The organism is Caldicellulosiruptor changbaiensis (assembly GCF_003999255.1).
GTDB classification, from domain to species: Bacteria; Bacillota; Thermoanaerobacteria; order Caldicellulosiruptorales; family Caldicellulosiruptoraceae; genus Caldicellulosiruptor; species Caldicellulosiruptor changbaiensis.
Window position 1 is genome coordinate 1174445 of the sequence record NZ_CP034791.1, and the last position, 26375, is coordinate 1200819.

The 26375-nt window shown below is 35.0% G+C and carries 26 protein-coding genes and 1 tRNA gene; 24 read left to right on the forward strand and 3 right to left on the reverse strand.

Annotated features, from left to right (window positions below; translation table 11 throughout):
* Window positions 1–44: 44 nt before the first annotated feature.
* Window positions 45–119, reverse strand: a tRNA-Thr gene (locus ELD05_RS05690).
* 115 nt (window positions 120–234) lie between these two features.
* On the opposite strand from ELD05_RS05690, the gene ELD05_RS05695 reads away from it, so the two are divergent.
* Window positions 235–1113: a damage-control phosphatase ARMT1 family protein gene (locus ELD05_RS05695; RefSeq protein WP_011917611.1), complete on the forward strand. Its 879-nt coding sequence runs from the start codon at window positions 235–237 to the stop codon at window positions 1111–1113.
* Between the two features lie 14 nt (window positions 1114–1127).
* On the opposite strand, the gene ELD05_RS05700 is transcribed toward ELD05_RS05695, so the two are convergent.
* Together ELD05_RS05700 and ELD05_RS05705 are read right to left on the reverse strand one after the other, a co-directional pair.
* Window positions 1128–2450, reverse strand: coding sequence for a histone deacetylase family protein (locus tag ELD05_RS05700; protein ID WP_127351670.1), 1323 nt, complete (start codon window positions 2448–2450; stop codon window positions 1128–1130).
* Between the two features lie 15 nt (window positions 2451–2465).
* Complete coding sequence (locus tag ELD05_RS05705) at window positions 2466–4100, reverse strand: hydantoinase/oxoprolinase family protein (protein ID WP_011917609.1); 1635 nt, start codon at window positions 4098–4100, stop codon at window positions 2466–2468.
* A 147-nt stretch (window positions 4101–4247) separates the two neighbouring features.
* Between ELD05_RS05705 and ELD05_RS05710 the strand changes: the two genes are divergently transcribed.
* The 23 genes from ELD05_RS05710 to ELD05_RS05820 all read left to right on the forward strand — a co-directional run bounded on the left by ELD05_RS05710 (window position 4248) and on the right by ELD05_RS05820 (window position 26265).
* The gene (locus ELD05_RS05710) at window positions 4248–5129 is read left to right on the forward strand and encodes a YicC/YloC family endoribonuclease (RefSeq protein WP_011917608.1); all 882 of its coding nucleotides are present in this window, start codon (window positions 4248–4250) and stop codon (window positions 5127–5129) included.
* A gap of 30 nt (window positions 5130–5159) precedes the next feature.
* Entirely contained in the window at window positions 5160–5447 is a 288-nt protein-coding gene (gene remA, locus ELD05_RS05715; RefSeq protein WP_039764634.1) for an extracellular matrix/biofilm regulator RemA, read from the forward strand.
* Complete coding sequence (gmk, locus tag ELD05_RS05720; RefSeq protein WP_011917606.1) at window positions 5444–6043, forward strand: guanylate kinase; 600 nt, start codon at window positions 5444–5446, stop codon at window positions 6041–6043. Before remA ends, gmk begins: the two co-directional genes overlap by 4 nt.
* A 6-nt stretch (window positions 6044–6049) precedes the next feature.
* Window positions 6050–6280, forward strand: coding sequence for a DNA-directed RNA polymerase subunit omega (gene rpoZ, locus ELD05_RS05725; RefSeq protein WP_127351671.1), 231 nt, complete (start codon window positions 6050–6052; stop codon window positions 6278–6280).
* Window positions 6264–7466, forward strand: a complete 1203-nt coding sequence (gene coaBC, locus ELD05_RS05730) for a bifunctional phosphopantothenoylcysteine decarboxylase/phosphopantothenate--cysteine ligase CoaBC (protein ID WP_011917604.1) — start codon at window positions 6264–6266, stop codon at window positions 7464–7466. The genes rpoZ and coaBC overlap by 17 nt, the downstream gene beginning before the upstream one ends.
* A gap of 33 nt (window positions 7467–7499) precedes the next feature.
* Complete coding sequence (priA, locus tag ELD05_RS05735) at window positions 7500–9671, forward strand: replication restart helicase PriA (RefSeq protein WP_011917603.1); 2172 nt, start codon at window positions 7500–7502, stop codon at window positions 9669–9671.
* A gap of 24 nt (window positions 9672–9695) precedes the next feature.
* On the forward strand, window positions 9696–10196 hold the full coding sequence (gene def, locus ELD05_RS05740) for a peptide deformylase (protein ID WP_127351672.1): 501 nt from the start codon (window positions 9696–9698) through the stop codon (window positions 10194–10196).
* Window positions 10197–10264: 68 nt separating this feature from the next.
* Entirely contained in the window at window positions 10265–11185 is a 921-nt protein-coding gene (gene fmt / locus ELD05_RS05745; protein ID WP_127352929.1) for a methionyl-tRNA formyltransferase, read from the forward strand.
* A 19-nt stretch (window positions 11186–11204) separates the two neighbouring features.
* Window positions 11205–11900: a zinc metallopeptidase gene (locus ELD05_RS05750; RefSeq protein ID WP_039764442.1), complete on the forward strand. Its 696-nt coding sequence runs from the start codon at window positions 11205–11207 to the stop codon at window positions 11898–11900.
* Entirely contained in the window at window positions 11897–13198 is a 1302-nt protein-coding gene (gene rsmB, locus ELD05_RS05755) for a 16S rRNA (cytosine(967)-C(5))-methyltransferase RsmB (protein WP_127351673.1), read from the forward strand. Before ELD05_RS05750 ends, rsmB begins: the two co-directional genes overlap by 4 nt.
* 1 nt (window position 13199) lies before the next feature.
* Window positions 13200–14234 (forward strand): 23S rRNA (adenine(2503)-C(2))-methyltransferase RlmN, encoded by a 1035-nt coding sequence (rlmN, locus tag ELD05_RS05760; protein ID WP_127351674.1) that lies wholly within the window; start codon window positions 13200–13202, stop codon window positions 14232–14234.
* A gap of 3 nt (window positions 14235–14237) precedes the next feature.
* A complete protein-coding gene (locus ELD05_RS05765) occupies window positions 14238–14981 on the forward strand; it encodes a Stp1/IreP family PP2C-type Ser/Thr phosphatase (protein WP_127351675.1) in 744 nt (247 codons plus the stop codon).
* 45 nt (window positions 14982–15026) lie between these two features.
* Window positions 15027–16910: a Stk1 family PASTA domain-containing Ser/Thr kinase gene (gene pknB / locus ELD05_RS05770; RefSeq protein WP_127351676.1), complete on the forward strand. Its 1884-nt coding sequence runs from the start codon at window positions 15027–15029 to the stop codon at window positions 16908–16910.
* A gap of 4 nt (window positions 16911–16914) precedes the next feature.
* A complete protein-coding gene (gene rsgA / locus ELD05_RS05775) occupies window positions 16915–17787 on the forward strand; it encodes a ribosome small subunit-dependent GTPase A (RefSeq protein WP_127352930.1) in 873 nt (290 codons plus the stop codon).
* A 46-nt stretch (window positions 17788–17833) separates the two neighbouring features.
* Complete coding sequence (gene rpe, locus ELD05_RS05780; protein ID WP_127351677.1) at window positions 17834–18499, forward strand: ribulose-phosphate 3-epimerase; 666 nt, start codon at window positions 17834–17836, stop codon at window positions 18497–18499.
* 173 nt (window positions 18500–18672) lie between these two features.
* Complete coding sequence (locus ELD05_RS05785) at window positions 18673–19128, forward strand: ribosome maturation factor RimP (protein WP_127351678.1); 456 nt, start codon at window positions 18673–18675, stop codon at window positions 19126–19128.
* A 28-nt stretch (window positions 19129–19156) separates the two neighbouring features.
* Window positions 19157–20227 carry a transcription termination factor NusA gene (nusA, locus tag ELD05_RS05790; RefSeq protein ID WP_127351679.1) on the forward strand — a complete coding sequence of 357 codons (1071 nt, stop codon included), beginning with the start codon at window positions 19157–19159 and terminating at the stop codon, window positions 20225–20227.
* A gap of 18 nt (window positions 20228–20245) precedes the next feature.
* On the forward strand, window positions 20246–20533 hold the full coding sequence (gene rnpM / locus ELD05_RS05795) for an RNase P modulator RnpM (RefSeq protein WP_127351680.1): 288 nt from the start codon (window positions 20246–20248) through the stop codon (window positions 20531–20533).
* The gene (gene infB / locus ELD05_RS05800) at window positions 20530–23100 is read left to right on the forward strand and encodes a translation initiation factor IF-2 (protein WP_127351681.1); all 2571 of its coding nucleotides are present in this window, start codon (window positions 20530–20532) and stop codon (window positions 23098–23100) included. Before rnpM ends, infB begins: the two co-directional genes overlap by 4 nt.
* Window positions 23101–23124: 24 nt before the next feature.
* Window positions 23125–23538 (forward strand): 30S ribosome-binding factor RbfA, encoded by a 414-nt coding sequence (rbfA, locus tag ELD05_RS05805; protein ID WP_127351682.1) that lies wholly within the window; start codon window positions 23125–23127, stop codon window positions 23536–23538.
* Complete coding sequence (locus ELD05_RS05810) at window positions 23535–24491, forward strand: DHH family phosphoesterase (RefSeq protein WP_127351683.1); 957 nt, start codon at window positions 23535–23537, stop codon at window positions 24489–24491. Before rbfA ends, ELD05_RS05810 begins: the two co-directional genes overlap by 4 nt.
* Window positions 24488–25351, forward strand: a complete 864-nt coding sequence (gene truB, locus ELD05_RS05815; RefSeq protein ID WP_127351684.1) for a tRNA pseudouridine(55) synthase TruB — start codon at window positions 24488–24490, stop codon at window positions 25349–25351. The genes ELD05_RS05810 and truB overlap by 4 nt, the downstream gene beginning before the upstream one ends.
* Complete coding sequence (locus ELD05_RS05820) at window positions 25348–26265, forward strand: bifunctional riboflavin kinase/FAD synthetase (RefSeq protein ID WP_127351685.1); 918 nt, start codon at window positions 25348–25350, stop codon at window positions 26263–26265. Before truB ends, ELD05_RS05820 begins: the two co-directional genes overlap by 4 nt.
* Window positions 26266–26375: the final 110 nt, after the last annotated feature.

The window sequence follows — 26375 nt, forward strand, 5'->3', positions numbered from 1 at the left end:
TGCACTTGATATATTTTACCTATCCTCAAACCCCTTAATTTTCTTGGAGCTCCATGGGGGATTCGAACCCCCGACCAGTCGATTACGAATCGACTGCTCTACCACTGAGCTAATGGAGCAAGTACAATAAAATTATAATATCTATCTTGACAATAAATCAAGAGTTATTATATTAATTTAAAATGTTAAACCTCATCTCAGCATACAAAATGATGAAAGGAGAATTCTAATACTATGAATGCTCTTATAGATTGTATTCACTGTTATTTAAAACAAGCTGTTTCATGCATGGAAATGGCTAATATACCTGACGAGAGAAAGAAAGAAGTTTTGTATGAGCTAATGGACTTTATAAAAACTTTAAATCCACAGGATTCACCAGCTTATAATTCTTCACTTGTTTTGCTTAAAACGTATGAAATAATACAAAATAACGATCCCTATTACTCTGCGAAAAAGCAATCAAATGCTTTGGCACTTGAACTTTTCGAAAGTGTAAGAAAAAAGGTTTTTGAATCAAAAGATCCACTTTATGAGTCTCTAAAGGCTGCTGTAGCGGGCAATGTAATTGATTTAGGCATAAAAAGAGAGTTTGACATCGAAAGTGAGCTTTCGCACGCTTTTGATTTCGGATTTTCGATAGATGACTATCCTCTCTTAAAAAAGAAGCTTCAAAACAGTAAAAACATTGTGATTGCAGGAGATAACGCAGGGGAGATTGTGTTTGACAAAGTTTTAGTGGAAGTATTAAATCAAATGGGCAAGAATGTATATTACATAGTAAAGACAAAACCTATACTAAATGATGCAACATTAGAAGATGCAAAAGAAGTTGGCATGGATAAAATTGCAACCATTGTGGAGACAGGTTTAGGCTTGTTAGGTATTCCTAAGGAATTTGTATCATCTCAGCTTAAACAGTTAATCTTAAATGTGGATATTGTAATTTCAAAAGGTCAGGCAAATTTTGAATCCTTAGATGAATTTGAGGAAATTCAAGACAATATATTTTACCTTCTTAAAATTAAATGTGAATACTTGGCAAAGAAACTTAATTTCAAACATGGAGATTTAGTGTTAATCAATGGAGAAAATTTGAAAAAAAGAAAGTGACAAACAACCTAGTGCTATTTTAAGTTTTCTTTTTTGTAAAATTCAAAATTCTTTTTATCCTGCAAGATTATATGGGAAAAGTTGACAGGATCAGAAGTTGCAAAAAGTTTATAACCTTCATCACAGCACTCATCACATGCATCATGTGGTATTGTGATTGCAAAAACCCTATAATTCAAACAACGCGACTCAATAGTTATTAACCCTGAGCATTTGTTACAAATTTTAATGTTCTCAAGCTGCTGCTCTAAAAATCCCATGGTATCGTAGTATATTGATTTTTTTCGTGTATAATATTTCTGGTATTTTTTCTTGAACTCATGTGCAGTCTGTTCTTTGTTTTTCCATATAGTGTACACGTTTTCGCACAATCTTTTAATATATTCACTTATTTTTGGAGATTGTCTTAACTTTTCATAATCATAGTCAGGCTCTTTTATATTAGAATAATCAATACCAGCAAGGGCAAATATTATACCAAGATTGACATATGGAAGAGCACTTTCAACAGAGTACCCACCTTCTAACACTGAAATATGAGGGTTTAATCTTTCGGTGAGTTTAGCATATCCTTGCGCTGAAAAGTTCATATTTGTCAAGGGGTCTGAATAATGATTATCCTGTCCAGCTGAATTTATGATAATGTCAGGTTTGAATTCTTCTAAGATAGGGAGGATCAAATTTTCTAAGCAATATAAAAATCCTTCATCAGAAGTATATGGTGGCAGAGGTAAGTTGAGTGTATATCCAAGTGCAGCTGGCCCTCCTATTTCATTTGTAAATCCGCTTCCTGGGTAAAGTGTTCTTCCATCTTGATGCAAGGAGATGAAAAGAACATCTTTGTCATTCCAGAATATATCCTGTGTTCCGTCTCCATGATGACAATCTGTGTCAATGATTGCTATCTTTTTTATTCTATATTCTCTCTTTAAGTATTCAACCATTATTGCTTCATTATTTATTATACAAAAACCTCTATCACCATATGTTATTCTGTGAGCGTGGTGGCCAGGTGGTCGAATCAAAGCAAAACCTTTTGTTACCTCTTTTGACATGACCTTTTTAGCTATGGTAATAGTGCTACTTGCGGCAATTTTATGTGAAATGGTTGCAATTGAATCAAAGTTAGGGACACAAAAGTGTGTAAGATTTATATACTTCTCGTCAATTATTTCAGGATTAAATACAAATACATTCTCATAGTCAAAAAAACCTTCTTCTTCAATTTGGTCAATGGTGTAAAGAAGTCTCTCTTCTCTTTCAGGATGTGTAGGGGTAATTCTCCAGTCAAATGCAGGAAAGAGGATAAGCCCAAGCTTGTTCTGTGCTCTTTGCATTTTGAAGACCTCCATTTATTTTAATTCTTGAAGTTTAGGTTTTAGCTGTGCCTTTATCTTGATTATCTTTCCACAATATCTAAAATTTCTAATCATATTAAACGAATTCTCCTCGACAATTTCTATATCATCCGCTGAAAGAGCATCACCTGCTTCTATAATCTTGTTTATCAAAAAATCCTTTGCTTGAGCAAGAGAAAAATCTATATTAACACTTTCATACTTGTCAAGCTCAGGTATATAAACTTTTCCTTGTTCTGTATCTGCAACCAAATTATATTCTCTTGAGACTGAGCCAAGCGCACACCCTATTGCGTTTGCCACCATATAATATCTAGGAACTTCTACTTTAATTTTTAACTCTTTTTCTAAATGTTTACTTATCAAATCAGCTGCTCCACCAATTACTACTATTTTTTTGGGGATGAATTTCTCACCATGTAAAAGTTTTTGAATTGTATAAATGGGGGTGCTATTGATGTAATCAATCCCTTCTTCTATTTTTTTACAAATTGTATTTAAAGCTACCTTTACTACTTTATTGCAAAAGAGCTCAAGTGGCATATTTGCTTTATTTGACAAATTTTTAAGTCGACTTTGTGCTTCATCATCCGAAGAAGAATTTAGATACTGTAACACGTCAGTAAAGGTAACAATATTTTTTCTATTGATATTACAAGATTTTACTGTTTCAGGACCAACTGAGATGGAATCTTCAACTTTTACTATGCTATCACCACCTATTCCTACAGACCTTGAATAAATAGCACGGACTAAGGTTGGGTAATTTGCTATTCTTGCCCCATACTGTTCTAAAACAAACTGGCCATTGCAGACAAATGAAATATCAGTAGTTGTTCCACCAATGTCGATTATAACTGCATCTGAGAGAGGTTTTGAGAGTATGTAACCGCCTTGTGCTGAAGCCGCAGGACCTGATAAGATTGAAAAAATGGGGAATTCCTTTAAATTTTCCAAATGGACAATTCCTCCATCTGGTTTTTGTATAAATACCAAGTGTGAAGGTATATTTTTTTTCTTTAAAAATTCTAAAATGGCATTGCACAATGCTTTAAAATTACTATAGACAGCTGAATTTAAATATGTAGAAAATACTCTGCGTGGGAAGTTCAATTTACCAGAAATCCTATGCCCTAAAGAAACAAACTCAAAACCATGCCTTTTTACAATGTCATAAACATCGAGCTCGTGCTTTGGATTTCTAACAGAGAATTTGCACGCAATTCCTATGTTGTTAATATCAGCTTTTTTGAAGATCAAAATTGCTTTTTCTACTTTCTCTCTATCGAAACTCTTAACTTCAATCCCTCTGTTGTTTATATACCCGTCAAGTAAAATATTAACATCTGCACACATAAGAAAATCTGGATTTGCTCCGATGCCATTTTCAATTATCATTCCAACCTTGTCAAGCTTGTTCTGGACGATTGCATTTGTGGTAATTGTAGTGCTAAGCACAATACGACTAAGATTGGAGATATAATCTTTTGTTATAAATTCTTCTAAGCTTGTCAATATAGAAAAAAGGAGGTCTTCACCATGTTCAAATTTTCTGTGATCTACAACTTTATTGTTTTCAATTGCGACAATATCAATGTTTGTTCCGCCTACATCAAGCCCAATTATCATTTCGCATTCACCTGCTTTTTAAAATAGTGTACAATTATTATTATAACCCTTTCTTGATTTTATGGCTAAAAATACTTTAAAATAAATAGTGCAAAAATAATTTTTCTGATTTGCTTTAAATATTTTGAAAGGAATGATTGCATTACAATGATTAAAAGTATGACAGGCTATGGTGGCTCTAAACAGGTCACACAGCAACGAGAATACTCAGTTGATATAAAAAGTGTAAATCATAGATATTTGGAGATAAACCTGCGGGTACCAAAGGAATTTATTAAATTTGAAGGTGATATAAAAAATCTCATATCAAGATATATTCAACGTGGAAAAGTTGATGTTTATGTGAGTTTTAAGAGTTTTAGTGAAAAAGATTATAAAATAACACCAAATTTGGGATTGTTAAAGCAGTACTTAGAAGCAATAAACATTGTAAGAGAGAACTTCCTTGAGGTCCAAGACGATTTTAGCTTGTCAACCTTCATAAAACTTCCAGATGCACTTGTGATTGAAAATCAAGAATTTGATAGTGACGTAATAAAAAATGAGCTTTTGAGTTGTATTGAAGTTGCGTTAAAGAACCTTGATAGTATGAGAAAAACTGAAGGTGAAAATTTAAAAAGAGACATATTACAAAGAATTGAAAGGATAAATGAGATAGTACAAAAGATAGAGAGATATTCTGCGTCTCTTGTAGAGAGCTATCGTGAAAAACTCTATAAAAGAATAAATGAGTACTTTGAGCTAAAGAATATTGATGAAAACAGGCTGATGTTAGAAATAACACTTTTTGCAGACAAGAGTGATATTACAGAAGAGTTGGTGAGGCTAAAAAGCCATATAGTGCAGTTTGTAGAATGTTTAAATGCAGGTGGAGTTGTTGGTAAAAAGCTTGACTTTATTATTCAAGAAATGAATAGAGAAGCAAATACAATTGGTGCAAAGTCTACAATATATGAAATTTCAAACTGTGTTGTGAGTTTAAAAGATGAGCTTGAAAAAATCCGTGAGCAAGTTCAAAATATTGAGTAGAGGTGAGTTTCTTTGAGTAACAGTGGTAATATAAAACTTATCAACATTGGATTTGGGAACATAGTTTCGGCAAACAGACTGATTGCAATTGTTAGTCCTGACTCTGCTCCAATAAAGAGAATAATCCAAGAGGCAAGAGAAAGAGGAATGCTAATTGATGCAACATATGGAAGAAGAACACGGGCAGTGATTATAACAGATTCTGACCATGTAATACTATCCGCTGTTCAGCCAGAGACTGTTGCGCACAGGGTAATTGAACCGGAAGAAGATTTTGAAGAAGATATTGATGTTGAGGATGAGGTTGACAAGAGATGAAAGAAGGACTTTTAATTGTTATTTCAGGTCCAGCGGGTGTTGGGAAGGGCACAGTTGTGGGCAAACTATTAGAGAGGAATCCTAATATTAAACTTTCAATTTCAAAGACAACAAGAAAGCCAAGACCTGGTGAAAGAGAAGGTGTTAACTATTTTTTTGTTTCTCGGCAGCAGTTTGAGGATGATATAAAAAACGACAATTTTTTAGAATATGCTGAGTATAACAACAATTATTATGGTACACCTAAGGATTTTGTTTTGGAAACATTGAAAAATGGCTTTGATGTAATATTAGAGATTGAAACCCAAGGTGCTTTGCAAGTCAAGTCTACATTTGAAGATGCAGTGCTCATATTCATATTACCCCCCTCTATGAAAGAGCTGTATAATAGGCTTAAAAAAAGGGCAACAGAAACTGAAGAGGAAATTGAAGCAAGGCTTAATATTGCAAGAGGCGAAATTAGACTTTTGCCCAAGTATGACTATTGTGTTATTAATGACAATGTTGACAAAGCTGTTGAGGCAATTGAAAAAATTATTGAAGTGGAAAAGCTTAGGACAAGAAGATTTGATGTACAAAGCTTTTTAAAGGAGTGAAAGAGGATGTTACTTCGACCAGGGCTTGATGAACTTTTGCAATATGTTGACAATAAATATACACTGTCTGTGCTTGTTGCAAAGCGTGCAAGACAACTTTTAGAACAAATACAAAAAAAGGTGGATATAAACTTAGAATCAGACAAATACGTCACAATGGCAGTAAATGAGATTGCCTCTGGTAAGATTTCTTATAAGTATATAAAGCCGGTGAAAAAAAATGAGTCTAAAAAATAAAAACATCTTGATAGGAATATGTGGCGGGATTGCAGCATATAAAGTGTGTGAGCTTATAAGGTTTTTAAAAAAGTCTGAGGCAAATGTAAAGGTAATTATGACCAATAATGCACAAAGGTTTATAACTCCTTTGACAGTGCAAACTCTTTCGCAAAACAGAGTTTATCTTGACACATTTGAAAGTGAGTATTTCTATGATATAGAGCACATATCATTGACAGCCTGGGCAGATATCTTAGTTGTAGCTCCTGCAACAGCAAATATTATTGGAAAGTTTGCAAATGGCATTGCTGATGACCTTTTGACAACCACTTTTTTAGCATTCAATAAGCCCATTTTAGTTGTTCCTGCAATGAATTCAAACATGTTTGAAAACAAAATTGTGCAGGCAAATATACAAAAGCTAAAGCAGGTTGGCATAAATGTTTTAGAACCTGAAGCAGGGCTTTTAGCTTGTGGAGTATATGGGAAAGGACGTTATCCTGAAAACCGAAAAATTGTAATTGAAATTGAAAGGCTGCTTGAAAAAAAAGATTTAGATGGCAAAAGGGTTCTCATCACAGCCGGCCCAACAAGAGAATACTTAGATCCTGTGAGGTTTATTTCTAACAGGTCATCAGGTAAGATGGGTTTTGCATTAGCAGAAGAAGCCTATAAAAGAGGAGCAAAAGTTACTCTCGTATCAGGTCCTGTAAACATTCAAACTTATGCAGACATCGAGATAGTTAACGTTGAGACAGCTTATGAGATGTATGAAGAAGTAAAAAGTATAAAGGATAAATATGATATACTCATATTCTCTGCTGCAGTTGCAGACTTTAAACCAAAAAACTTTAGAGAATCGAAAATAAAAAAGGAACAAGAACAAGAACTACAGATTGAACTTCAGAAAAATCCTGACATTTTAAAATATGCGGGGGAGACTAAGAAGGATTGGCAAATTGTTGTAGGATTTTCGGCTGAGACAGAAAATCTAATTGAAAATTCCAAGAAAAAACTTTATGAGAAAAATGCAGATTTGATTGTTGCTAACAATGTTTTACAAGAAGGTGCTGGGTTTAATGTGGATACGAACATTGTCACGCTAATCTCAAAAGAGAAGGTTTTAGAGCTTCCTAAACTTAGCAAAGAGGAAGTGGCAGGCAGAATATTTGACTTCATAGTAGATTACCTCTGCAGAAGGTAGCAGAGGTAATACTTTTAATGGGTGGAGTTTTTTATGATGATTGTTGAGGTGTGTATTAATTATCAAGATGCAAATGTGGACAGGACATTCGACTATTTGGTCCCAGGACATCTTGAAGAACTTGTTGAAGTTGGTAAAAGAGTGTATGTAAACTTTGGAGTTTCAAATAGAGTTGTAGAAGGGCTTATTATCAATGTAAAAGAAGATACAAATGTTGAAAGAGAAAAACTAAAGTGTGTGCTTGCTGTAATTGACAAAATTCCAATTGTCTCGGATGAGCAGATAAAGCTTGCATTTTCCATAAAAAATTATTATGCCACTAAATTAGGGCAAGCATTGGGTTTAATCATTCCTCCGTTTGTGAGCAATAACGAAATATACATAATTTGTGCCCAACAAACTTCAGATTTGACCTTAGAAGATGAACTTAAAGAAATTTACAATAGAATTCTAAAGAGGCCGGTCTCGGCGAATTCCAAACTTGCAAAAGAAAATGAAGATAAAATTGCAAGCTTATTTTTAAGAGGATTACTAAGATTTGAGTTAAAACTCCTAAAGAGTTTAAATGAAGAAAAGAGAGAGACGCCAACTGAACCTCAATATAAGTTGACAAAAGACCAAAAGAAAGCTCTTGAATTAATAACCTCTACGTTTGACAAAGGAATATACAAAAATATTCTTTTGTTTGGAGTAACTGGAAGTGGAAAAACAGAAGTTTATATTCAAGCAATGAGATATGTGATTAGCAAAGGTAAAAGCGTAATTCTTATGGTACCTGAAATCTCACTGACGCCACAAATGATTCAGAATGTCAAAAGAAGAATAGAAAGTGAAGTTGTTGTATATCACAGTAAGATGAACAGTTCACAAAGACAGAGAGCCTGGCTCAAGCTAAAAAGTGGAGAGGCAAAAGTAGTAATTGGGCCAAGGTCTGCAATATTTGCTCCGGCAAAAGAGTTAGGACTTATAATTGTTGATGAGGAGCATGAGACAAGTTATAAATCAGAAAAATCACCTCGTGTAAATGCTGTAGAAGTTGCTCAGATGCGAGCAAAAATAAATAGTATACCAATTGTTTTGGGTTCAGCGACTCCAACAGTTGAACACTATTATTATGCAATAGCAGGAAAATATGCTATTTGTACTTTGAGAGAGAGAATAAACAAGGCACTACCAGAGGTATTTGTGGTTGACATGAAAAAAGAGATCTTAGATGGTAACAAATCAATCTTTAGTAGGCTTTTATTAAGTGAGATAGAGAAGAACTTGCAAAGAGGAGAACAGGTTTTACTTTTCCTGAACAGAAGAGGGTATTCTCCCATTGTGATATGCCGTGAGTGCGGCTATGTTTACATGTGCAAAAATTGTAGTATCTCACTTACTTATCATAAAGACGGATATTTGAGGTGTCATTATTGCAATTACAAACAAGAGTATACTAGTATATGTCCAAAATGTGGTAGCAAATATGTCCGCCAGTATGGAAGTGGTACTCAGAGAATAGAGGATGAAATAAAAACGTATTTTAAAGACGCAAGAGTGCTACGTATGGATAAAGACACTACCACAAGAAAAGATGCAGTTGAAGAGATTTTGAGCAAGTTCAAATCAAAAGAAGCTGACATCTTGGTGGGTACTCAAATGGTTGCAAAGGGATTGCATTTTCCTGATTTGACTTTGGTTGGAGTGATAAATGCTGATACTATTTTAAATATGCCAGATTTTAGAAGCAAAGAAAGGACATTTCAACTTATTACTCAGGTAGCAGGGAGAGCAGGAAGAGAAAAACAAGGAAGAGTAGTAATTCAGACATTTAACCCTGACGATTATAGTATAGTTGCAGCCTCAAATCATGACTATGAAAGCTTCTTTGAAGAAGAGATAAAGATTCGCAAAACAATGGGATATCCACCATATTCATATATTGTAAATTTCATTGTAGTATCACAAAATGAAGGCTTTGCTAAAAAAGGGATAGAAAATGTGTATAGGTTACTTGAAAAATGTACAAAGATTGTTAATCTCAAAATTTACGGGCCCAGCGAAAGTCCAATTTTCAAAGTTGAAAATCAATATAGGTATCATATACTTGTCAAGTTTGAAAAAGCTTCACAGATGATTGATATAGCCAATATGATAAAAGAAAGATATAATTATAATAATGCTGAGCTTATAATCGATGTGAATCCTATAAACACACTGTAAACAGGAGGGTAAAAGATAGGGAAGATGGCTTTGAGAAAGATAAGGATTTATGAAGATGAGATACTTCGCAAAAAGTCTAAAACTGTTGAGAAGTTTGATAAAAGGCTGCATGACCTCCTTGACGACATGAAAGAGACAATGTATGAGGCAAACGGGATTGGACTTGCCGCACCACAAGTTGGAATTTTGAAAAGAGCTATTGTGGTCGACCCAGGTGATGGTGCAATTGAACTTGTGAATCCACAAATAGAGTATTCTGAAGGAAGTCAGATAGATATCGAAGGGTGTCTTTCTGTTCCAAATGTATGGGGAGAGGTTGAAAGACCAAAAAGAGTGATTGTAAGAGGACAAAACAGGCACGGAGAAGAGATTAAAATCGAAGCTGAGGATTTGCTTGCAAGAGCTTTGTGCCATGAGATAGACCATCTTGATGGAATCTTGTTTATTGACAAGGTGATAAGGTTTGTTACTGAGGAAGAAATTGAAAAAAGACGCTCAAAAGAGCAAAAGATGGATTTGGAGTAATATTGCATAGTTGATAAAAAATATTTGCTTTTTGAAAGGAGATAAGATGAGCCTTGGACATTGTTTTTATGGGCACACCAGAGTTTGCGGTAGATATTTTGCAAAAACTGATTGGCAATCCTCTATTTAGCATAAAACTTGTAGTGACTCAACCAGACAAGCCAGTTGGAAGAAAACAGATTTTAACCCCACCACCAGTCAAAGAATTTGCGTTAAAATTTAATCTTAATGTAATCCAGCCAGATAGGTTAAAAGGCAATGAAGAGTTTTTTGAAGTCTTGAAAAAGATAAATCCAGAGGTAATTGTGGTTGTGGCTTATGGGAAAATACTTCCAAAAGAAGTTTTGCAAATACCCAAGTACGGATGCATTAATGTCCATGCCTCGCTTTTGCCTGAATACAGAGGTGCTGCACCTATTCAAAGAGTGCTGATGGATGGGAAAAATTATACAGGCATTACAATTATGAAGATGGATGAAGGGCTTGACACGGGAGATATTCTACTTCAAGAGAGAATAGAAATAGAGCAAAATGATGATGTTATAACCCTTTCTAAGAAGTTGTCTGAGCTTGGTGCAAAGCTTTTGATTGAGACTTTAAAGAATATCTCAAATATTGTGCCAGTAAAACAAGACTCTACAAAAGCCACATACGCTCCTCCAATTGATAAAAAGGAAGGTCAAATTTCTTGGGATATGAGTGCAGTGCAGATTTACAACAGGTTCAGAGCTTTAAAAATTTGGCCTGGCATATTTACAATTTATAAAGGGAAACTTCTAAAGATTCATGAGATGGAGATTGCAAAACTTGACAATCTTGAAAATGTACAAAATGGCACAATATTGGGAATTAATGAGACCGGGATTCTTGTTAAGGTAAAAGGTGGTGTAATTAAATTAAAAGAACTTCAATTAGAAGGCGGCAGAAAAATGAGTGCAAGAGATTTTGTTAACGGGTATAAAATAAAAAAAGGTGATATTTTGAGCTAAAAAAGGAGAGGTTTCTAAAATGTTTTACTACTTTGACCCAATGTATTTAATCTTTGCGATCCCTGCATTTTTGATTTCAATATTTGCCCAAATAAAAGTTCAAGCAGCTTTTTCAAAGTACTCTAAGATGAGAAGTTTTTCTGGGCTGACAGGAGCAGAGGTTGCAAAAAGTATCCTGTGGGCAAATGGTATTTACGATGTTAAGGTGGAATATGTCCCTGGTCTTTTGACAGACCATTATGACCCACGCTTTAAGGTTTTGAGGTTATCAAGCGGTGTATTTGATTCAAATTCAATTGCAGCAATAGGTGTTGCTGCCCATGAAGCAGGTCATGCAATACAGCATTACGAAAGATATCCTTGGCTTTCTTTGAGAAGTGCAATGGTCCCAGTTGTAAATATAGGTTCAAACCTTGCGTTTCCGTTAATATTAATAGGTCTTTTGTTCAGAAACGGTGATATTTTTATAAATCTTGGAATACTTCTATTTTGTCTTGCAGTTTTGTTTACCTTAATTACTTTGCCAGTTGAGGTAAATGCAAGCAAAAGGGCTATTCAGGCCTTGAAATTGGCAGGAGTGGTTATGCCTTCAGAAGAAGAGGGTGTTAAGAAGGTTTTGAGGGCTGCAGCAATGACATATGTTGCAGCCGTCGCTGTTGCAATACTTCAGCTTTTATATTATTTAAGCTTAGTTCAAAGAAGAAGGGATGATTGAAGATTAATACGCGCAGCGCTGCTTTTTCAGTCATTTTTGAGATTGAGAGTAAAAAAAATATAAATGCAGATACTTTGATGGAAAAGTACCATCAAAAGCTCAAAAAAACAAAAGATAGAGCACTTTTTGTTGAGCTTGTACATGGTGTGCTAAGATATAAAAACCTTCTTGACTATTATATAAACTTTGTTGCAAAAAAAGGTGTAAAGGACAAGAAAATACTTAACATTTTGAGAGTTGCAACATACGAGCTATTATTTCTTGACAAGATTCCAGACTATGCTACAGTCAGTGAAGCATGTGGGCTTGCAGAGAAGGTCAATAAAAATCAAAAGGGCTTTGTCAATGCGATATTGAGAAACATAATAAGGAGAAAAGACGAAATAGAAAAAGCACTTGAAAGAGTAAAAGAGGTAAACATCAAGGATTTTCTTTCTATAAAACTTTCATACCCTAAGTTTTTGATTGATTATTTAGAAAAGTCTTATGGATTTGATAAGACAGTAAAAATTTTGGAATTTTTAAATACAAAACCACTGCAAAGTATAAAAATAAATACGAAAAAAATAAGCCAGGCAGAATTTTTAAAAAAGCTTGAAGCCTGTGGGTATGAGTATGAAGTGCCAGAACTAAATAGAGAGATTGTTTATATTGTCAAAGGTAATATAAAAGAAAGTGAACTTTACAGAGATGGTTACTTTTATTATCAAGACCTTGCCTCTTCATTCATTGTAAAATGGAACAGATATGATTTTGAAAAGGCAAGCTCCATTTTGGACTTATGTGCAGCGCCAGGTGGTAAGACATTTAACTGTGCAGAGGTAACAAGGGGTTTTGTTGTTTCATGTGATGTGAATAAGTCAAAGATTGAGCGTTTGAGAGAAAATCTATTGAGGCTTGGCTTTGACAATGTTATAGTTGCTGAAAATGACGCTCTTACGTTGAATGAAGATTTTGTAGGGAAATTCGATATTGTAATTGCAGACCTTCCTTGTTCTGGTTTTGGAACAATTAGAAAAAAGCCTGATATTAAATGGAATAAGACCAAAGAGGATATTGAGAACTTGCATGAACTTCAGCTAAAAATGCTTGACAACGCTGCACAGTATTTAAAAGAGGGTGGTATAATATTTTACAGCACATGCACGCTTGGACACAGGGAAAATGAAGACACTGTATTAAGATTTTTAGAGAAACATAAGGATTTTAATCTAATCTCTCAAAATACAATATTTCCTGATGAATATAAATGTGATGGATTTTTTATTGCAAAACTCAAGAAAGAAGGCAAAGCATAGTATGAAAAGGCTCATTAAAGATTTTACCTTGGATGAGCTAAAAAAATGGGTGGAGGATACAGGTGAAAGGGCATTTCGTGCTAATCAAATTTTTGAATGGTTGTATAAAAAGAATGCGACTGATGTAAATTCATTTACTAACATTCCAGCTCAATTGCGAAAAAGAATAGAAGAAGAGTTTATTTTAAATTCTTTGAAGGTTGTAAAATATGAAAGTGACGGTGAAAGCATAAAGTTTTTGCTTGAGCTTGTTGATGGCAATGCTATTGAGTCTGTTTTTTTGCCATACAAGTATGGTAATGCAATATGTATCTCAACCCAGGTTGGTTGTAGGATGAAGTGTGCATTTTGTGCCTCAACCATTGGTGGCATGATAAGAAATCTTTCTGCAGGTGAGATGGTAGACCAGATAGTCAATGTTGAGAATGTCACAAAAAAGAGAATTTCTAATGTTGTTTTGATGGGGAGTGGTGAGCCATTTGACAATATTGAAAATGTGTTTAAGTTCATTGATATTATAAACTCTAAAGAGGGGAAAAATATAGGCGCGAGACATATAACAATCTCAACTGTTGGGATTATAGAGGGAATTTACAAGCTCTCTGAGTATCCTAAACAGGTAAATCTTGCAATTTCTCTTCATGCCCCAAACAACTATTTACGAAACAAATTGGTCCCAATGAATAGAAAATATCCTATTGAAGGTATATTAAAAGCTGTTGACTACTATATTAGCAAAACAAACAGAAGAGTGACATTTGAGTATGCGTTAATAAATGGAATAAACGACTCAATTGAATGTGCAAAAGAGCTTGCCAAGATATTATCAGGAAAACTTGTCCATGTTAACTTAATTCCTGTAAACCCAGTAGACGGAAAAGACTTCAAAAAACCACCAAGAGAAAGGGTTAAAGAATTTTATAATGTTCTTATGTCATCTGGTATTCAAGTGACAATCAGAAGAGAGTTAGGAAGTAGTATTGCTGCAGCGTGTGGTCAGCTACGATCAAGACATTATAATATATCCGAAAAATAGGAGATGAAGTATGTGAAGTACGTTGCACTCTCAGAAATAGGGAATGTGAGAACAAATAATGAGGACTATTATTTGATATTTAAGTCAAATGATGATAGTTTTAGCATATTCTTGGTTGCAGATGGTATGGGTGGTCACAATGCAGGTGAGGTTGCAAGTAGCCTTGCCTGCAAATATGTCCTGGAGTATCTTTTGATAAATCTAAAAAGGTTTAATGAAATAGCAAAAGAGGTTATAAAGGAAGCATATTCTTATGCAAATCAAAAGATAACAGAGCTTCAGGTTGAAAATCCGCTATGGTTTGGAATGGGGACAACCTTGGCGGGGGTATTTCTTCTCAAGGGCAAGGTAATTATTAGCAATGTAGGTGATTCAAGGGTTTATCTTATTAATGCAGAGAAGATAATGCAAATAACAGAAGATCATTCGTTAGTTTATGAGATGTACAAAGATGGTAAAATTACAAAAGAGGAGATTTATACTCATCCACAGAAGAATATAATTACACGTGCAATTGGCGTAGACAAAGAGATAGAAATAGATATATATGAGCTTACACAGGAAGAGCTTGGGGAAAAATGGTGTATTTTACTGTGTACAGATGGACTTACTAACATGGTTCCAGAGTCTTACATAAAAGAGGTTTTTGTGAAAAGTACATTTGAAAAAGTAGGAGAAGTGCTAATAAACAAGGCACTTGAAAATGGTGGCGTTGACAATATAACAGTACTCTATTTTACCGCTTAGGGAAGACCATTTCAAAGAATTTTTTCAAGAAGGTGATGGTTGAAAATGGATGATTTTGTTATAGGTAATAGGTACAGTGTTATTGAAAAGTTAGGCAGTGGTGGTATGTCGATTGTATACAAGGCAAAGGACAAAGTACTTAACAGATATGTTGCTATAAAAGTATTAAGAAGTGAATTTGCAAATGATGAGGAGTTTTTGTCAAGATTTAGAACAGAGGCTTTAGCTGCAGCTTCGCTTTCACATCCAAATATTGTATCTATTTACGATGTTGGTGAGCAAGAAGGTATGCACTACATAGTAATGGAATATGTAAATGGGAAAACACTGAAAGAATTTATCAAAGAGACAGGAAGAGTCAGTACAAAAGATGCAGTTACAATTGCAATACAGGTTTTGAGAGCACTGGACCATGCACACAAAAAGGGAATTGTTCACAGAGATATAAAGCCACAAAACATTCTAATTGACGAAAATGGAATAGTTAAGGTCACAGATTTTGGCATAGCACGGGCTGTTTCAACCGGAACCATAATAAATACAAATCTGACAATAGGGTCTGTTCATTATTTTTCACCAGAGCAAGCAAGAGGTGGATATGTTGATAATAGGTCTGATTTGTATTCGCTTGGAGTTGTATTATATGAGATGGTGACTGGCGTTTTGCCATTTGATGGCGATACCCCTATATCCATTGCGTTAAAACATTTACAAGAACAGCCAATTCGTCCTACTATATACAACCCGGATATTCCACGTAGTTTAGAGGCAATTATCCTAAAAGCTATGCAAAAGGATGTACTTTTAAGATACCAATCTGCAACAGAGATGATGCAAGATTTGAAAAATTCATTAATTGAGCCTGAAGGGGATTTTGTAAAGATAGAAACTCATGAAAATGTTGCAACAAAGCAGTTTCAACTTGAACAATTGAAGTCAAAAGATATAGTTTTAGAAGGTGAGAAAAAGCAAAAAGCAAACAAAAAAGATTGGATATACGTTGTAAGTGGTATTTTAACTGCTTTAGTTATTGTTGCGATTGGCTGGCTAATATTTTATAATGCTATTGGAAAGAGTTTAACACCACAAGATAACGAAATTACAATGCCAGATCTTGTTGGATATTCAGTTGATGATGCGAAAAGCAAATTAGATGAGCTTGGACTAAAGTTTACAATAGAGGAACAAAACGACCAAGCTGAAAAGGGGACAGTTATAAATCAAGAGCCGGCTGCGGGCATTAAAGTTAAAAAAGATACAACTGTAAAACTTACAGTTAGTAAAGGACCAGAGATGGTACGTGTACCAGATGTTGTTGGACAAAATGTGAAGGATGCGGAGATTGATTTGACTAATGCTGGGCTTAATGTAGAGATAAAAAGAGATTATTCTGATAAACCTGTTGACACTGTTATCTTCCAGCAGCCTTCTGCTAACGAATTGATTGAGAAAAACGGAACAGTAGTATTGACTGTGAGCTTAGGGCCTAAGATTGAAAAGGTGCCTGTACCTGATGTTACTGGTTTAGATATAGCTTCTGCAAAAGAACTTTTGCGAAAAGCAGGTCTAAATACTGGCAGTATCACATATAAAGAAGTAACTGACAATGACTCCAACATTGTTATAAGCCAGCTACCTGTTGCAAATACTCTTGTGGACAAAGGTAGCAGTGTTGACTTAGTAGTTTCCAAAAAGGTTGAACAAAAAAATACTGCTAAGATTATCATTAAAACAGTTATTTTACCTTCTGACTTAAATGAGGCAAATGTAAAGATTGTTGTTGTTTCAAACAACAATGAGAGTATTGTATTTGATAGAGTTGTGAAAAAAGAAGAAACCCCTTTGCAGGTAAAGGTACCAATCACAGGACCATCCACTATTAGAATGTATATCAATGACCAATTATCATCAGAGGAGATGGTGGAATAGAGCTATGCAGATAAATGGGGTTATTGTAAAAGCAATTGCGGGTTTTTATTACGTCTATGACCGTGAAGGTACCATTTACGAGTGCAAAGCACGTGGAGTGTTTAGGAAGGATGATATAACTCCGCTTGTTGGAGACAATGTTACAATTGTGGAAAAAGCAAAAGGAGCTTATGTAATAGACAAGATTCATCCACGGAGAAACCAGCTTATAAGACCACCAATTGCAAATGTGGATACTGCAATTGTTGTAGTAGCTTCTGTTTTCCCTGAGGTTTCTTTCATTACACTTGACAAATTACTTGTAAATGTTTTAAGAGAAAAGGTAAAACCCCTTATCTGTGTTAATAAGGTTGACCTTGACAATGGCAAAACATTAGAGGTTGTAAAAAATCAGTATGGTATATTTGACGTCATAGGAGTGTCTGCAAAGACTGGTGAAGGAATGGAAAAATTAAAAGAGCATATCAAAGGAAAGATATCTGTTTTTGCAGGCCAGTCAGGTGTAGGAAAAACATCTATTTTGAACTGTTTAATCCCCGGTTTGAATCTTAAGGTTGGGGAGATTTCTAAAAAGATTGAAAGAGGAAGGCACACCACAAGGGTGGTTGAACTTTTACGAGCAGGTGAAGACACATATATTGCCGATACACCAGGCTTTAGTTCAATAGAGATTACGGGAATGCTCAAAGATGAGCTAAAGTACTATTATCCAGAATTCTATGATTACGAGAATTGTAAATTTCCAGGATGTAATCATATCTTTGAACCAGAATGTGGTGTAAAAGCAGCTGTAAACGATAGGAAGATAAACTTTGAGAGGTATGAACGTTACAAGCAGATATTTATGCAGCTTCCTGCCCAAAAGGAATATGATTAAAACTAATGTGACAAGCATATTTGCTTTAAAGGGGAGGATTTTTAAGTTGTCGGTAAAACTTGCACCATCAATCTTATCCGCTGATTTTTCAGATTTAAAAAGTGAAGTTAAAAAGCTTGAAAAAGCTGGTGCTGATTTGGTACACATAGATGTTATGGATGGGTGTTTTGTTGAGAATATTACAATTGGTGCTCAGGTTGTAAAGGCATTAAGAGAGCATACAAACCTTTTTTTTGATGTGCATTTGATGGTCATAAATCCTGAAAAACATATTGACAAATTTATAGAAAGCGGAGCTGACAACATCACAGTACATGTAGAAACTACTCATCATTTAGATGCTCTTTTAAATAAGATAAAAGGTGTTGGTAAAAAAGCAAGTGTTGCAATAAACCCTGCAACTCCAATTTGCCTAATTGAAAATGTGCTTGAAATTGTGGATATGGTCTTGGTTATGGCTGTAAATCCTGGCTATGGAGGGCAGAGGTTTATTCCTTACACCTTAAAAAAGATTCAAAATTTATCTGAGATAAGGAAAAAAGAAGGATATAGTTTTGAAATTGAGGTAGATGGTGGTATCAACGAAAAGACTATTGTAGAGTGTGTAAAGGCAGGTGCAGATGTAATTGTTGCTGGGTCGTATGTGTTTGAAAGTGGAGATGTAGAAAAAGCTATAAACAAATTAAAGAATTCATTGAAGGAGTTTAGGTAATAATAAAATTGAATGGATTCTTGTTAAAATAAATGTAAGATGGTATAATATATATAATCAGTTTTGTTGACATAAAGTAAATTAGCAAGAGAGTGGGTGTCCCCCACTCTTTAATGTTGTTTAGAAGGAAATTTCTTTGTTGAAAATAAAGTTTATGAAAGGAAGGATTAAGTGTGTCAAAGGTGACCAAAAGGGTAGAGGAGCTTGTGAAACCTATTTTAGAAAAATATGGTTTTGACTTAGTTGCTATTGAATTCAAAAAAGAAGGGAAGAACCATTTTCTAAGAGTGTATATAGACAAGCCTGGTGGAATTACAATAGACGACTGTCAACTTGTGAGCGAAGAATTATCTAATAAGCTGGATATTGTTGATCCTATACCTTTTAGCTATTATCTGGAGGTTTCATCACCGGGAGTTGACAGACCGCTTGTGAATGACAGAGATTTTATAAGAAATAGGGGAAGGGTGGTTGACGTTTTCTTGAAACAGCCTATTATGAATACTACCAAGCTAACAGGTGAGCTTGTCGAGAAGAAAGAAGATGTGCTGATTATAATGGTAGATGGAGAAAATATTTCTATCCCATTTGAGAATATAAAGAAGGTAAAGGTTGCGATAAGATTCTAAGAAAAGACAAAGGGGGCTTTTAACAAAAATGCCAAAGAAAGAACTAACTACAGATTTTCAGGAATTATTTTCTGCAATTGATGAACTTGAGAGGGAATATAAGATTGAAAGAGAGTATATCTATTCTGTTTTAGAATCTGCACTTTTAACTGCTTATAAGCAGGTAAGAGGGATAAGGGACAAGAACCTTTCAAATGTAAAGGTTTCAATTGACCCTGAAAAAGGCGATGTGAAAATTTTTGAATACAAAAAAGTAGTAGAAAATGTAAAGGACAAAAGAAACGAAATCTCGGTGGAAGATGCACGGAAGATTGACAAACGCTATCAGATTGGTGACATTGTTGCAATAGAGGTTCCAATCTCAGACTTTAGCCGAAAAGCTGCAATGACGGTAAGACAAACAGTTATAGGAAAGATAAGAGAGAAGAAAAGAAATATCATATTTGAAGATTATTCAGCCAAGATTGACAATATTGTAACAGGGGTTATTCAGAGAATAGACAAGAAAAATGTCATTGTTGAGATAGAAGGTGGGAAGGTAGAAGCAATACTTCCAATGGAAGAGCAGATACCAGGTGAGGAGTATAAGCCGGGGACAATGATGAAGTTTTACCTTGTGGATGTCAGGATTCCCCCAAAAGAGAAAGAACCAATTGTTTATCTTTCAAGAACACATCCAAATTTGATTAAAAGACTTATGGAAAATGAAGTACCAGAGATTCAAGAAGGGATAATCGAGATAAAAGGGATTGCAAGAGAGGCTGGGTCAAGGTCAAAGGTTGCAGTTTATTCTAACAGTTTAAAGGTTGACCCTGTGGGTGCTTGTATTGGCGAAAAGGGAATAAGAATTCAGAATGTGCTAAGGCATCTTGGAAGTGAAAAGATTGATATAGTGAAGTGGAGCAATGACATAGGTGAGTTTATCAAAAATGCGCTCAGTCCTGCGGAGGTTGTTCATATTGATTTGAATTTGGTTGAAAAAAAGGCATTTGTACTTGTTCCAAATGACCAGTTATCGCTTGCTATTGGGAAAGGTGGACAAAACGCACGGCTTGCGGCAAAGCTCACTGGTTGGAAGATAGATATAAAGGGTAAATAAAGTGAGTGGGGTGAAAAGGTGCAAGAATATGTCCCACACAGAAAATGTGTTGGTTGTCAAAAGATAAGACCAAAATACCAGCTTTTGAGGATTGCTAAAAATAATGAAGGTATTTTCATAGATGAAAAACAAAGGCTACCCGGAAGAGGAGCATATCTATGCAAAAATGAGGAGTGCTTGCATCTTGCGATGAAGAAAAAGGGGCTTGAGAGATCTTTGAAGGTAGCTATTCCGAAGGAGTTTTATGACGTGGTTGAGAGGTTTTTTGCTGAGAATTTTAAAAAATCGGCGGAGGTGTCAGAATGACAAATAAGCTTAGGATATATGAGTTTGCAAAGCTTTTAGAGATTCAAAATAAAGATTTGATGGATATACTTAATAAGTTAAATATTGAACACAAAAATCATATGAGCGCTTTAGAGGAAAACGATATTAACCTTGTTTTAGAATATATCTTGCAAGAAAAGGAAAAAGAACATGCAGAGAAGAGAAGAGAAAGGTTACCAAGTCATAAGGAAGGTCGCTCAGGTGAAAGACATACAAAGACTCATGATGAGAAAAAACACATAAGACATGGTGAAAAACCGTCTCATCCTTATGACAAGAGAGTAGAACAAAAAGTACCGCAGAAATCTCAACAAGAGGTTAGACAAAAGCTTGACAGAGAAAGAAGAGAAAAACATCAAGAAGCCATTCCAAGAGAAAGTGGCAAAAAATTTGAGGGCAAAGAGAAAAAGGCTACCGTGCATGATCAAAAGGTTGTGGAAATCTTTCCACAACAAGAGCCTGAAAAAAGACAGACAGCAAAACCAAAATATGAGGTTACAAAAGAACAAAAGATTGAAAAAAGATATCAGGACAAAGCCGCAGCAAAGCAAAAAGCTGAAAAGGCTACTAAACACAAAAAGCAGCTATTTCATGTTGATGAACTGACTCAAGAAGAGGTTACTGTTGACAGAGAAGAACTTGAAAAGATTGACAAAGAGGTAGAGGATACCTTATTAGAAGAGGAGTACTTGCAAGAAAAGCATGTGAGACGTGGCAAGAAAGAGAAGCTCAAGAAAAAGTCAAAAGAACAGAAAGAGGTATTAAAGCTTCAAACAAAAACTCTTCAGGAAGAGAAGAAGGAAGAGATTGTAAAAATTCCTGAGAAAATTACTGTTGGTGAGTTTGCAAATCTCATAGGTAAGCCTGCTGCTGAGGTCATTAAAAAACTCATAATGCTTGGTGTGATGGCAAATATTAACCAAGAAATAGATTTTGATGTGGCCTCTTTAATTGCAGAAGACTATGGGTTTAAGGTTGAAAAAGAGATAATAAAGAGCGAAGAGGAGATACTTTTAGAAGATCAAGAGGATCCACCAGAATCTTTGCAACCACGTCCACCTGTTGTAGTTGTAATGGGTCATGTTGACCATGGTAAGACATCACTGCTTGATGCGATACGAAAGACAAATGTTACAGAAAAAGAAGCAGGCGGTATTACACAACATATTGGTGCATCTGTTGTTGAAGTAAACGGTAGAAAAATAACATTTTTAGACACACCTGGTCATGAAGCATTTACTGCTATGAGAGCTCGTGGTGCACAGGTAACTGACATTGCAGTCTTGGTTGTTGCAGCAGATGATGGTGTTATGCCCCAGACAGTTGAGGCTATAAACCACGCAAAAGCAGCAAATGTCACTATTATAGTTGCTATTAACAAGATTGACAAACCAGAGGCAAACCCAGAGAGAGTGAAACAACAGCTTTCTGAGTATGGTCTTATACCTGAGGAGTGGGGTGGAGACACTGTATTTGTAAATGTTTCTGCTAAAAAGAAGATAGGAATAGACCACTTATTGGAGATGATTTTGCTTGTTGCTGATTTGCTCGAGCTTAAGGCAAATCCAAACAGACCGGCTCGTGGTAGGGTAATAGAGGCAAAGCTTGACAAGGGAAGAGGACCTGTTGCAACAGTTTTGGTTCAGAAGGGTACATTGAAAGTAGGCGATTATGTAGTTGTCGGTAACACATGGGGAAAAGTAAGAGCAATGATTGACGACAAAGGGCAGAGAATTAAAGAAGCAGGGCCTTCCATGCCTGTTGAAATTTTAGGACTTGAAGATGTTCCAACTGCTGGCGATGAGCTTGTTTGTGTAAAGGATGAAAAAACAGCAAAAACAGTTGCTCAAATTCGCCAAGAGAGACTCAAAGAAGAAAAAATGCAGCAAAGCAAGATTTCACTTGATGAACTCTTTGAGAGGATTCAAAAAGGACAGTTAAAAGAACTAAGGGTTATAATAAAAGCAGATGTTCAAGGATCTGTAGAAGCTTTAAAATCGGCAATTGAAAGGCTTTCAAACGATGAGGTTACAGTGAAGGTAATCCATGCAGCTGTTGGTGCAATTACAGAATCAGATGTGACTTTGGCTTCTGCATCAGATGCCATAATAATTGGATTTAACGTAAGACCAGAAGTTGGAGCGATGTCTCTTGCAGAAAAAGAAAAGGTTGATATCAGAATGTACAGAATCATATATGATGTTATAAATGACATAGAAGCAGCGATGAAAGGTTTGCTTGAGCCTGTTTATAGAGAAGTAATAATTGGTCATGCTGAGGTAAGGCAGATATTCAAATCTTCATCTGTTGGCACAATTGCTGGATGTTATGTTTTAGACGGTAAGATAGCAAGAACGTCCAATGCACGAATTATCAGAGACGGTGTTATTGTATATGAAGGGAAATTGGCTTCGCTCAAAAGGTTCAAGGATGATGTAAGAGAGGTTGCGGCTGGGTATGAATGTGGTATGACATTTGAAAAGTTCAATGATATAAAAGAAGGAGATATTGTTGAAGCATACGAGATGCAAAAGGTTGAGAGTTAAAATATAAAGAGGTGAAAACATAAGATGCAGTTTGAAAGGGCCGACAGAGTTGCTGAGGAAATAAAAAAAGAGATAAGTGACATAATACAGCATGAGCTTAAAGACCCCCGGATATGTGCAGAACTCATAAGTATAGTAAAGGTCAACATGAGTAAAGATTTAAGATATGCAAAAGTCTTTGTGAGTATTTTTGACAAAAATAAGGATAATATTACAAGTACTATGAAAGCTTTAGAAAATGCCAAACCTTATATAAGAAGAGAGATTTCTCGAAGGATAAACTTGAGATTTTCACCAGAGATATCATTTGAGTTAGATGATTCAATTGAATATGGTGCTCGAATTTCAAAAATCCTCAATCAATTGAACATTACAAAGAATGAGGAAGAGGAAGAAGGAAAATCTTTAGATGAAAGCGAAGGTGAACAGGAGAATTGATAGAGAGCAAGATTATAAATTGTCTTTTGAACTCAAACAAAATTGCAATTGTCTCACATGAAAATCCTGACGGTGATTGTATTGGTTCTATGCTTGCCTTATACTTAGCCTTGACAAAGAAGGGCAAAAGTCCACGGATGTTTTTAAAAAACAATGTCCCAAAGAATCTATCATTTTTACCTGCTGCGAACAAGATAGAGATTAAAGATGAGATTGATGAAATGTTTGATGTTTTGGTGTTATTAGACACTGGTGAGCTTGAGAGAACTGGTATAAAAAATATTAAAAGTTGTTATAAAAAACTGGTCAATATTGACCATCATGTAACAAGTGAAGGGATTGGAGATTATTACTATATAAATTCATCTGCTGCAGCAACTGGCGAAATTGTATATCAGTTGGTAAAGCTTATGGGCATTGATAACGACAAAGATATAGCAACTTGTCTTTATACAAGTATTTTTACAGACACAGGTGGATTTAAATATTCAAATACTACATCAGTAACACATCAAATTGCTGGCGACCTTATAAATATGGGTATTAACTTTGTGTATATTGTAAATAAAGTGTTTGACGAGATGAGTTTATCAAAGTTTAACCTTTTAAAGGATACTTTGCAAACTTTAGAGCTCTTTGAAGAGAACAAGATAGCATTTTTGACAATTACGAAGGAGATGTTCGAAAGAAACAACGCATCTCGAGATGAAACAGAGAATATTATAAACTTTGCAAAGAACATTGAAGGTGTTGAAGTGGCTGCCCTGTTCATTGAAGAAGACAGCAGAATAAAAGTAAGTCTTAGATCGAAATATTATCTTGATGTAGCAGCCATTTCAAAAGAATTTGGAGGCGGCGGCCATCCTAGGGCAGCCGGTTTTAGTGTAAGTAACTTAGAGTTAAACCAGATAAAGAATAACCTATTACTGAGGCTCAAAAGTGATGTTAAATGAATGGAATACTATTGGTTGATAAACCAGTGGGACTTACTTCTCATGATGTTGTTGAGTATGTAAGAAAACTCTTTAAAACAAAAGTTGGGCACTGCGGAACACTTGACCCATTTGCAAGTGGACTTTTAGTGCTTTTGATAGGTGAGGCAACAAAACTTTCATCCTTCTTCACCAAAACAAAAAAGACTTATATAGCTACAATCCAGTTTGGAATTAAAACAGATACACTTGACATAACGGGGAGAGTGCAGTTGCGGAATAATATCTTCATAGAGCAAAGTGAAATTGAGGATTGCCTAAAAGACTTAAAAGGAGAGGTAGAACTTTCAGTTCCTATCTACTCTGCAAAGAAAGTAAATGGTAGGAAACTATACGAGTACGCAAGAGAGGGAATTGACATTGAAATTCCAAAGATTAAGAGTATCATATATAGTATAGAGATGATAAATTATTGCTATCCTTATATGACATTTGCTGTTGAGTGCAGTCATGGCACATATATAAGGAGCTTGGCTGAAAAAATAGCAAATAAGCTTTCTACTGTTGCCACTTTGGTTCAGCTAAGAAGGGCAAAAAGTGGGGTTTTTGATATCAAGGCTGCTTCTTCATTGGACTTTATTTCAAAACACAGTATTATTCCTTTAGAAAATCTGATTTCCAATGAAATAGTTGTGAATGAGTCTGCATATAAAAAGCTAATAAATGGCAATCCTTTAACAAGGAAAGATATAAAAGAAGTTAAATTAAATAATAGTCTTTTTGAAGATTTTTATAAAATCAATATGAAAGATACTTTTTTTGTTTACAAAAGAGAGGGGGATAGATTTAAATATCTATTGAAGGTGGAAAATTACAGATGAACATTTATCAGAGGATACTCACGAGAGATGATGCGCCAGCAGTTGCTTTAGGATTTTTTGATGGTTTTCACATAGGGCATAAAAAATTATTTGAGGTTTTAACTTCAAGTGCTAATCAGTGCAAAAAGGTAGTTTTTACTTTTAAAAATCACCCTGACAAATTGCTTGGGCTTGACACCAAATATATCCTTACAAACAATGAAAGGTTAGAATTTTTTGAAAAGTATGAAATTGATGATGTATATTTTATTGAATTCAACAAAAAATTTATGCAGATAGACAAAGATAGGTTTATTGAAGATATCTTGATTAAAAAGCTAAATGTTTCCTTGGTAGTAGTGGGATATGACTTTACATTTGGCTATAAGGCTGAAGGAAATAGCAAATATCTATGCGAAAAACTCAAAAACTTTGGCAGAAAATGTGTAGTCATTGAACCAGTCAAGTACCAGGGACAGGTTGTAAGCAGCACACTCATTCGAAACTTGATAATGGATGGCAATATAAAACTTGCAAATTTGTTGCTGGGTTATAACTTTTTTATCAAGGGCATTGTCAAAAGAGGAAACAGATTGGGCAGAAAAATGGGTTTTCCAACTCTTAATATAGGATTTGACAAAAACAAGGTTGTACCAAAAAATGGAGTATATATAACAAATACAATTATAGACAACAAGAGGTATCTTTCGCTTACAAATGTAGGTCTTAATCCTACGGTGTCAAAAACTCAGAACATAAAAATTGAGACTCATGTTTTGGATTTTGAAAAAGAAGCATATGGTAAGGAGATAACTGTTGAGTTCATTAGTTTTATTCGAGATGAAAAAAAATTTGTCAATTTACAAGAACTCAAAAATCAGATTAACAAAGACATTGAATATGTAAAAGCTCTATTTTGCAAAGCAAGCATATAGACATCCCAAAAGATTTTTGTTACAATATGCTATGTGTTAACCTGAGTCCTTGTTAGAGGATACTCCCAGCCTTTAACAAAGATTCAGGCATTTAAAAAGGAAAAGGGAGG

Coding starts and splice junctions, on each gene's coding strand:
- ELD05_RS05700 (WP_127351670.1), bottom strand. CDS start 2,450: ATGCAAAGAGCACAGAACAAGCTTGGGCTTATCCTCTTTCCTGCATTT.
- ELD05_RS05710 (WP_011917608.1), top strand. CDS start 4,248: ATGATTAAAAGTATGACAGGCTATGGTGGCTCTAAACAGGTCACACAG.
- rpoZ (WP_127351671.1), top strand. CDS start 6,050: ATGTTACTTCGACCAGGGCTTGATGAACTTTTGCAATATGTTGACAAT.
- infB (WP_127351681.1), top strand. CDS start 20,530: ATGACAAATAAGCTTAGGATATATGAGTTTGCAAAGCTTTTAGAGATT.
- ELD05_RS05705 (WP_011917609.1), bottom strand. CDS start 4,100: ATGATAATTGGGCTTGATGTAGGCGGAACAAACATTGATATTGTCGCA.
- rbfA (WP_127351682.1), top strand. CDS start 23,125: ATGCAGTTTGAAAGGGCCGACAGAGTTGCTGAGGAAATAAAAAAAGAG.
- rlmN (WP_127351674.1), top strand. CDS start 13,200: ATGAAAAGGCTCATTAAAGATTTTACCTTGGATGAGCTAAAAAAATGG.
- fmt (WP_127352929.1), top strand. CDS start 10,265: ATGGGCACACCAGAGTTTGCGGTAGATATTTTGCAAAAACTGATTGGC.
- nusA (WP_127351679.1), top strand. CDS start 19,157: ATGCCAAAGAAAGAACTAACTACAGATTTTCAGGAATTATTTTCTGCA.
- ELD05_RS05765 (WP_127351675.1), top strand. CDS start 14,238: ATGAAGTATGTGAAGTACGTTGCACTCTCAGAAATAGGGAATGTGAGA.
- pknB (WP_127351676.1), top strand. CDS start 15,027: ATGGATGATTTTGTTATAGGTAATAGGTACAGTGTTATTGAAAAGTTA.
- rsgA (WP_127352930.1), top strand. CDS start 16,915: ATGCAGATAAATGGGGTTATTGTAAAAGCAATTGCGGGTTTTTATTAC.
- def (WP_127351672.1), top strand. CDS start 9,696: ATGGCTTTGAGAAAGATAAGGATTTATGAAGATGAGATACTTCGCAAA.
- ELD05_RS05820 (WP_127351685.1), top strand. CDS start 25,348: ATGAACATTTATCAGAGGATACTCACGAGAGATGATGCGCCAGCAGTT.
- ELD05_RS05695 (WP_011917611.1), top strand. CDS start 235: ATGAATGCTCTTATAGATTGTATTCACTGTTATTTAAAACAAGCTGTT.
- ELD05_RS05750 (WP_039764442.1), top strand. CDS start 11,205: ATGTTTTACTACTTTGACCCAATGTATTTAATCTTTGCGATCCCTGCA.
- truB (WP_127351684.1), top strand. CDS start 24,488: ATGAATGGAATACTATTGGTTGATAAACCAGTGGGACTTACTTCTCAT.
- priA (WP_011917603.1), top strand. CDS start 7,500: ATGATGATTGTTGAGGTGTGTATTAATTATCAAGATGCAAATGTGGAC.
- gmk (WP_011917606.1), top strand. CDS start 5,444: ATGAAAGAAGGACTTTTAATTGTTATTTCAGGTCCAGCGGGTGTTGGG.
- coaBC (WP_011917604.1), top strand. CDS start 6,264: ATGAGTCTAAAAAATAAAAACATCTTGATAGGAATATGTGGCGGGATT.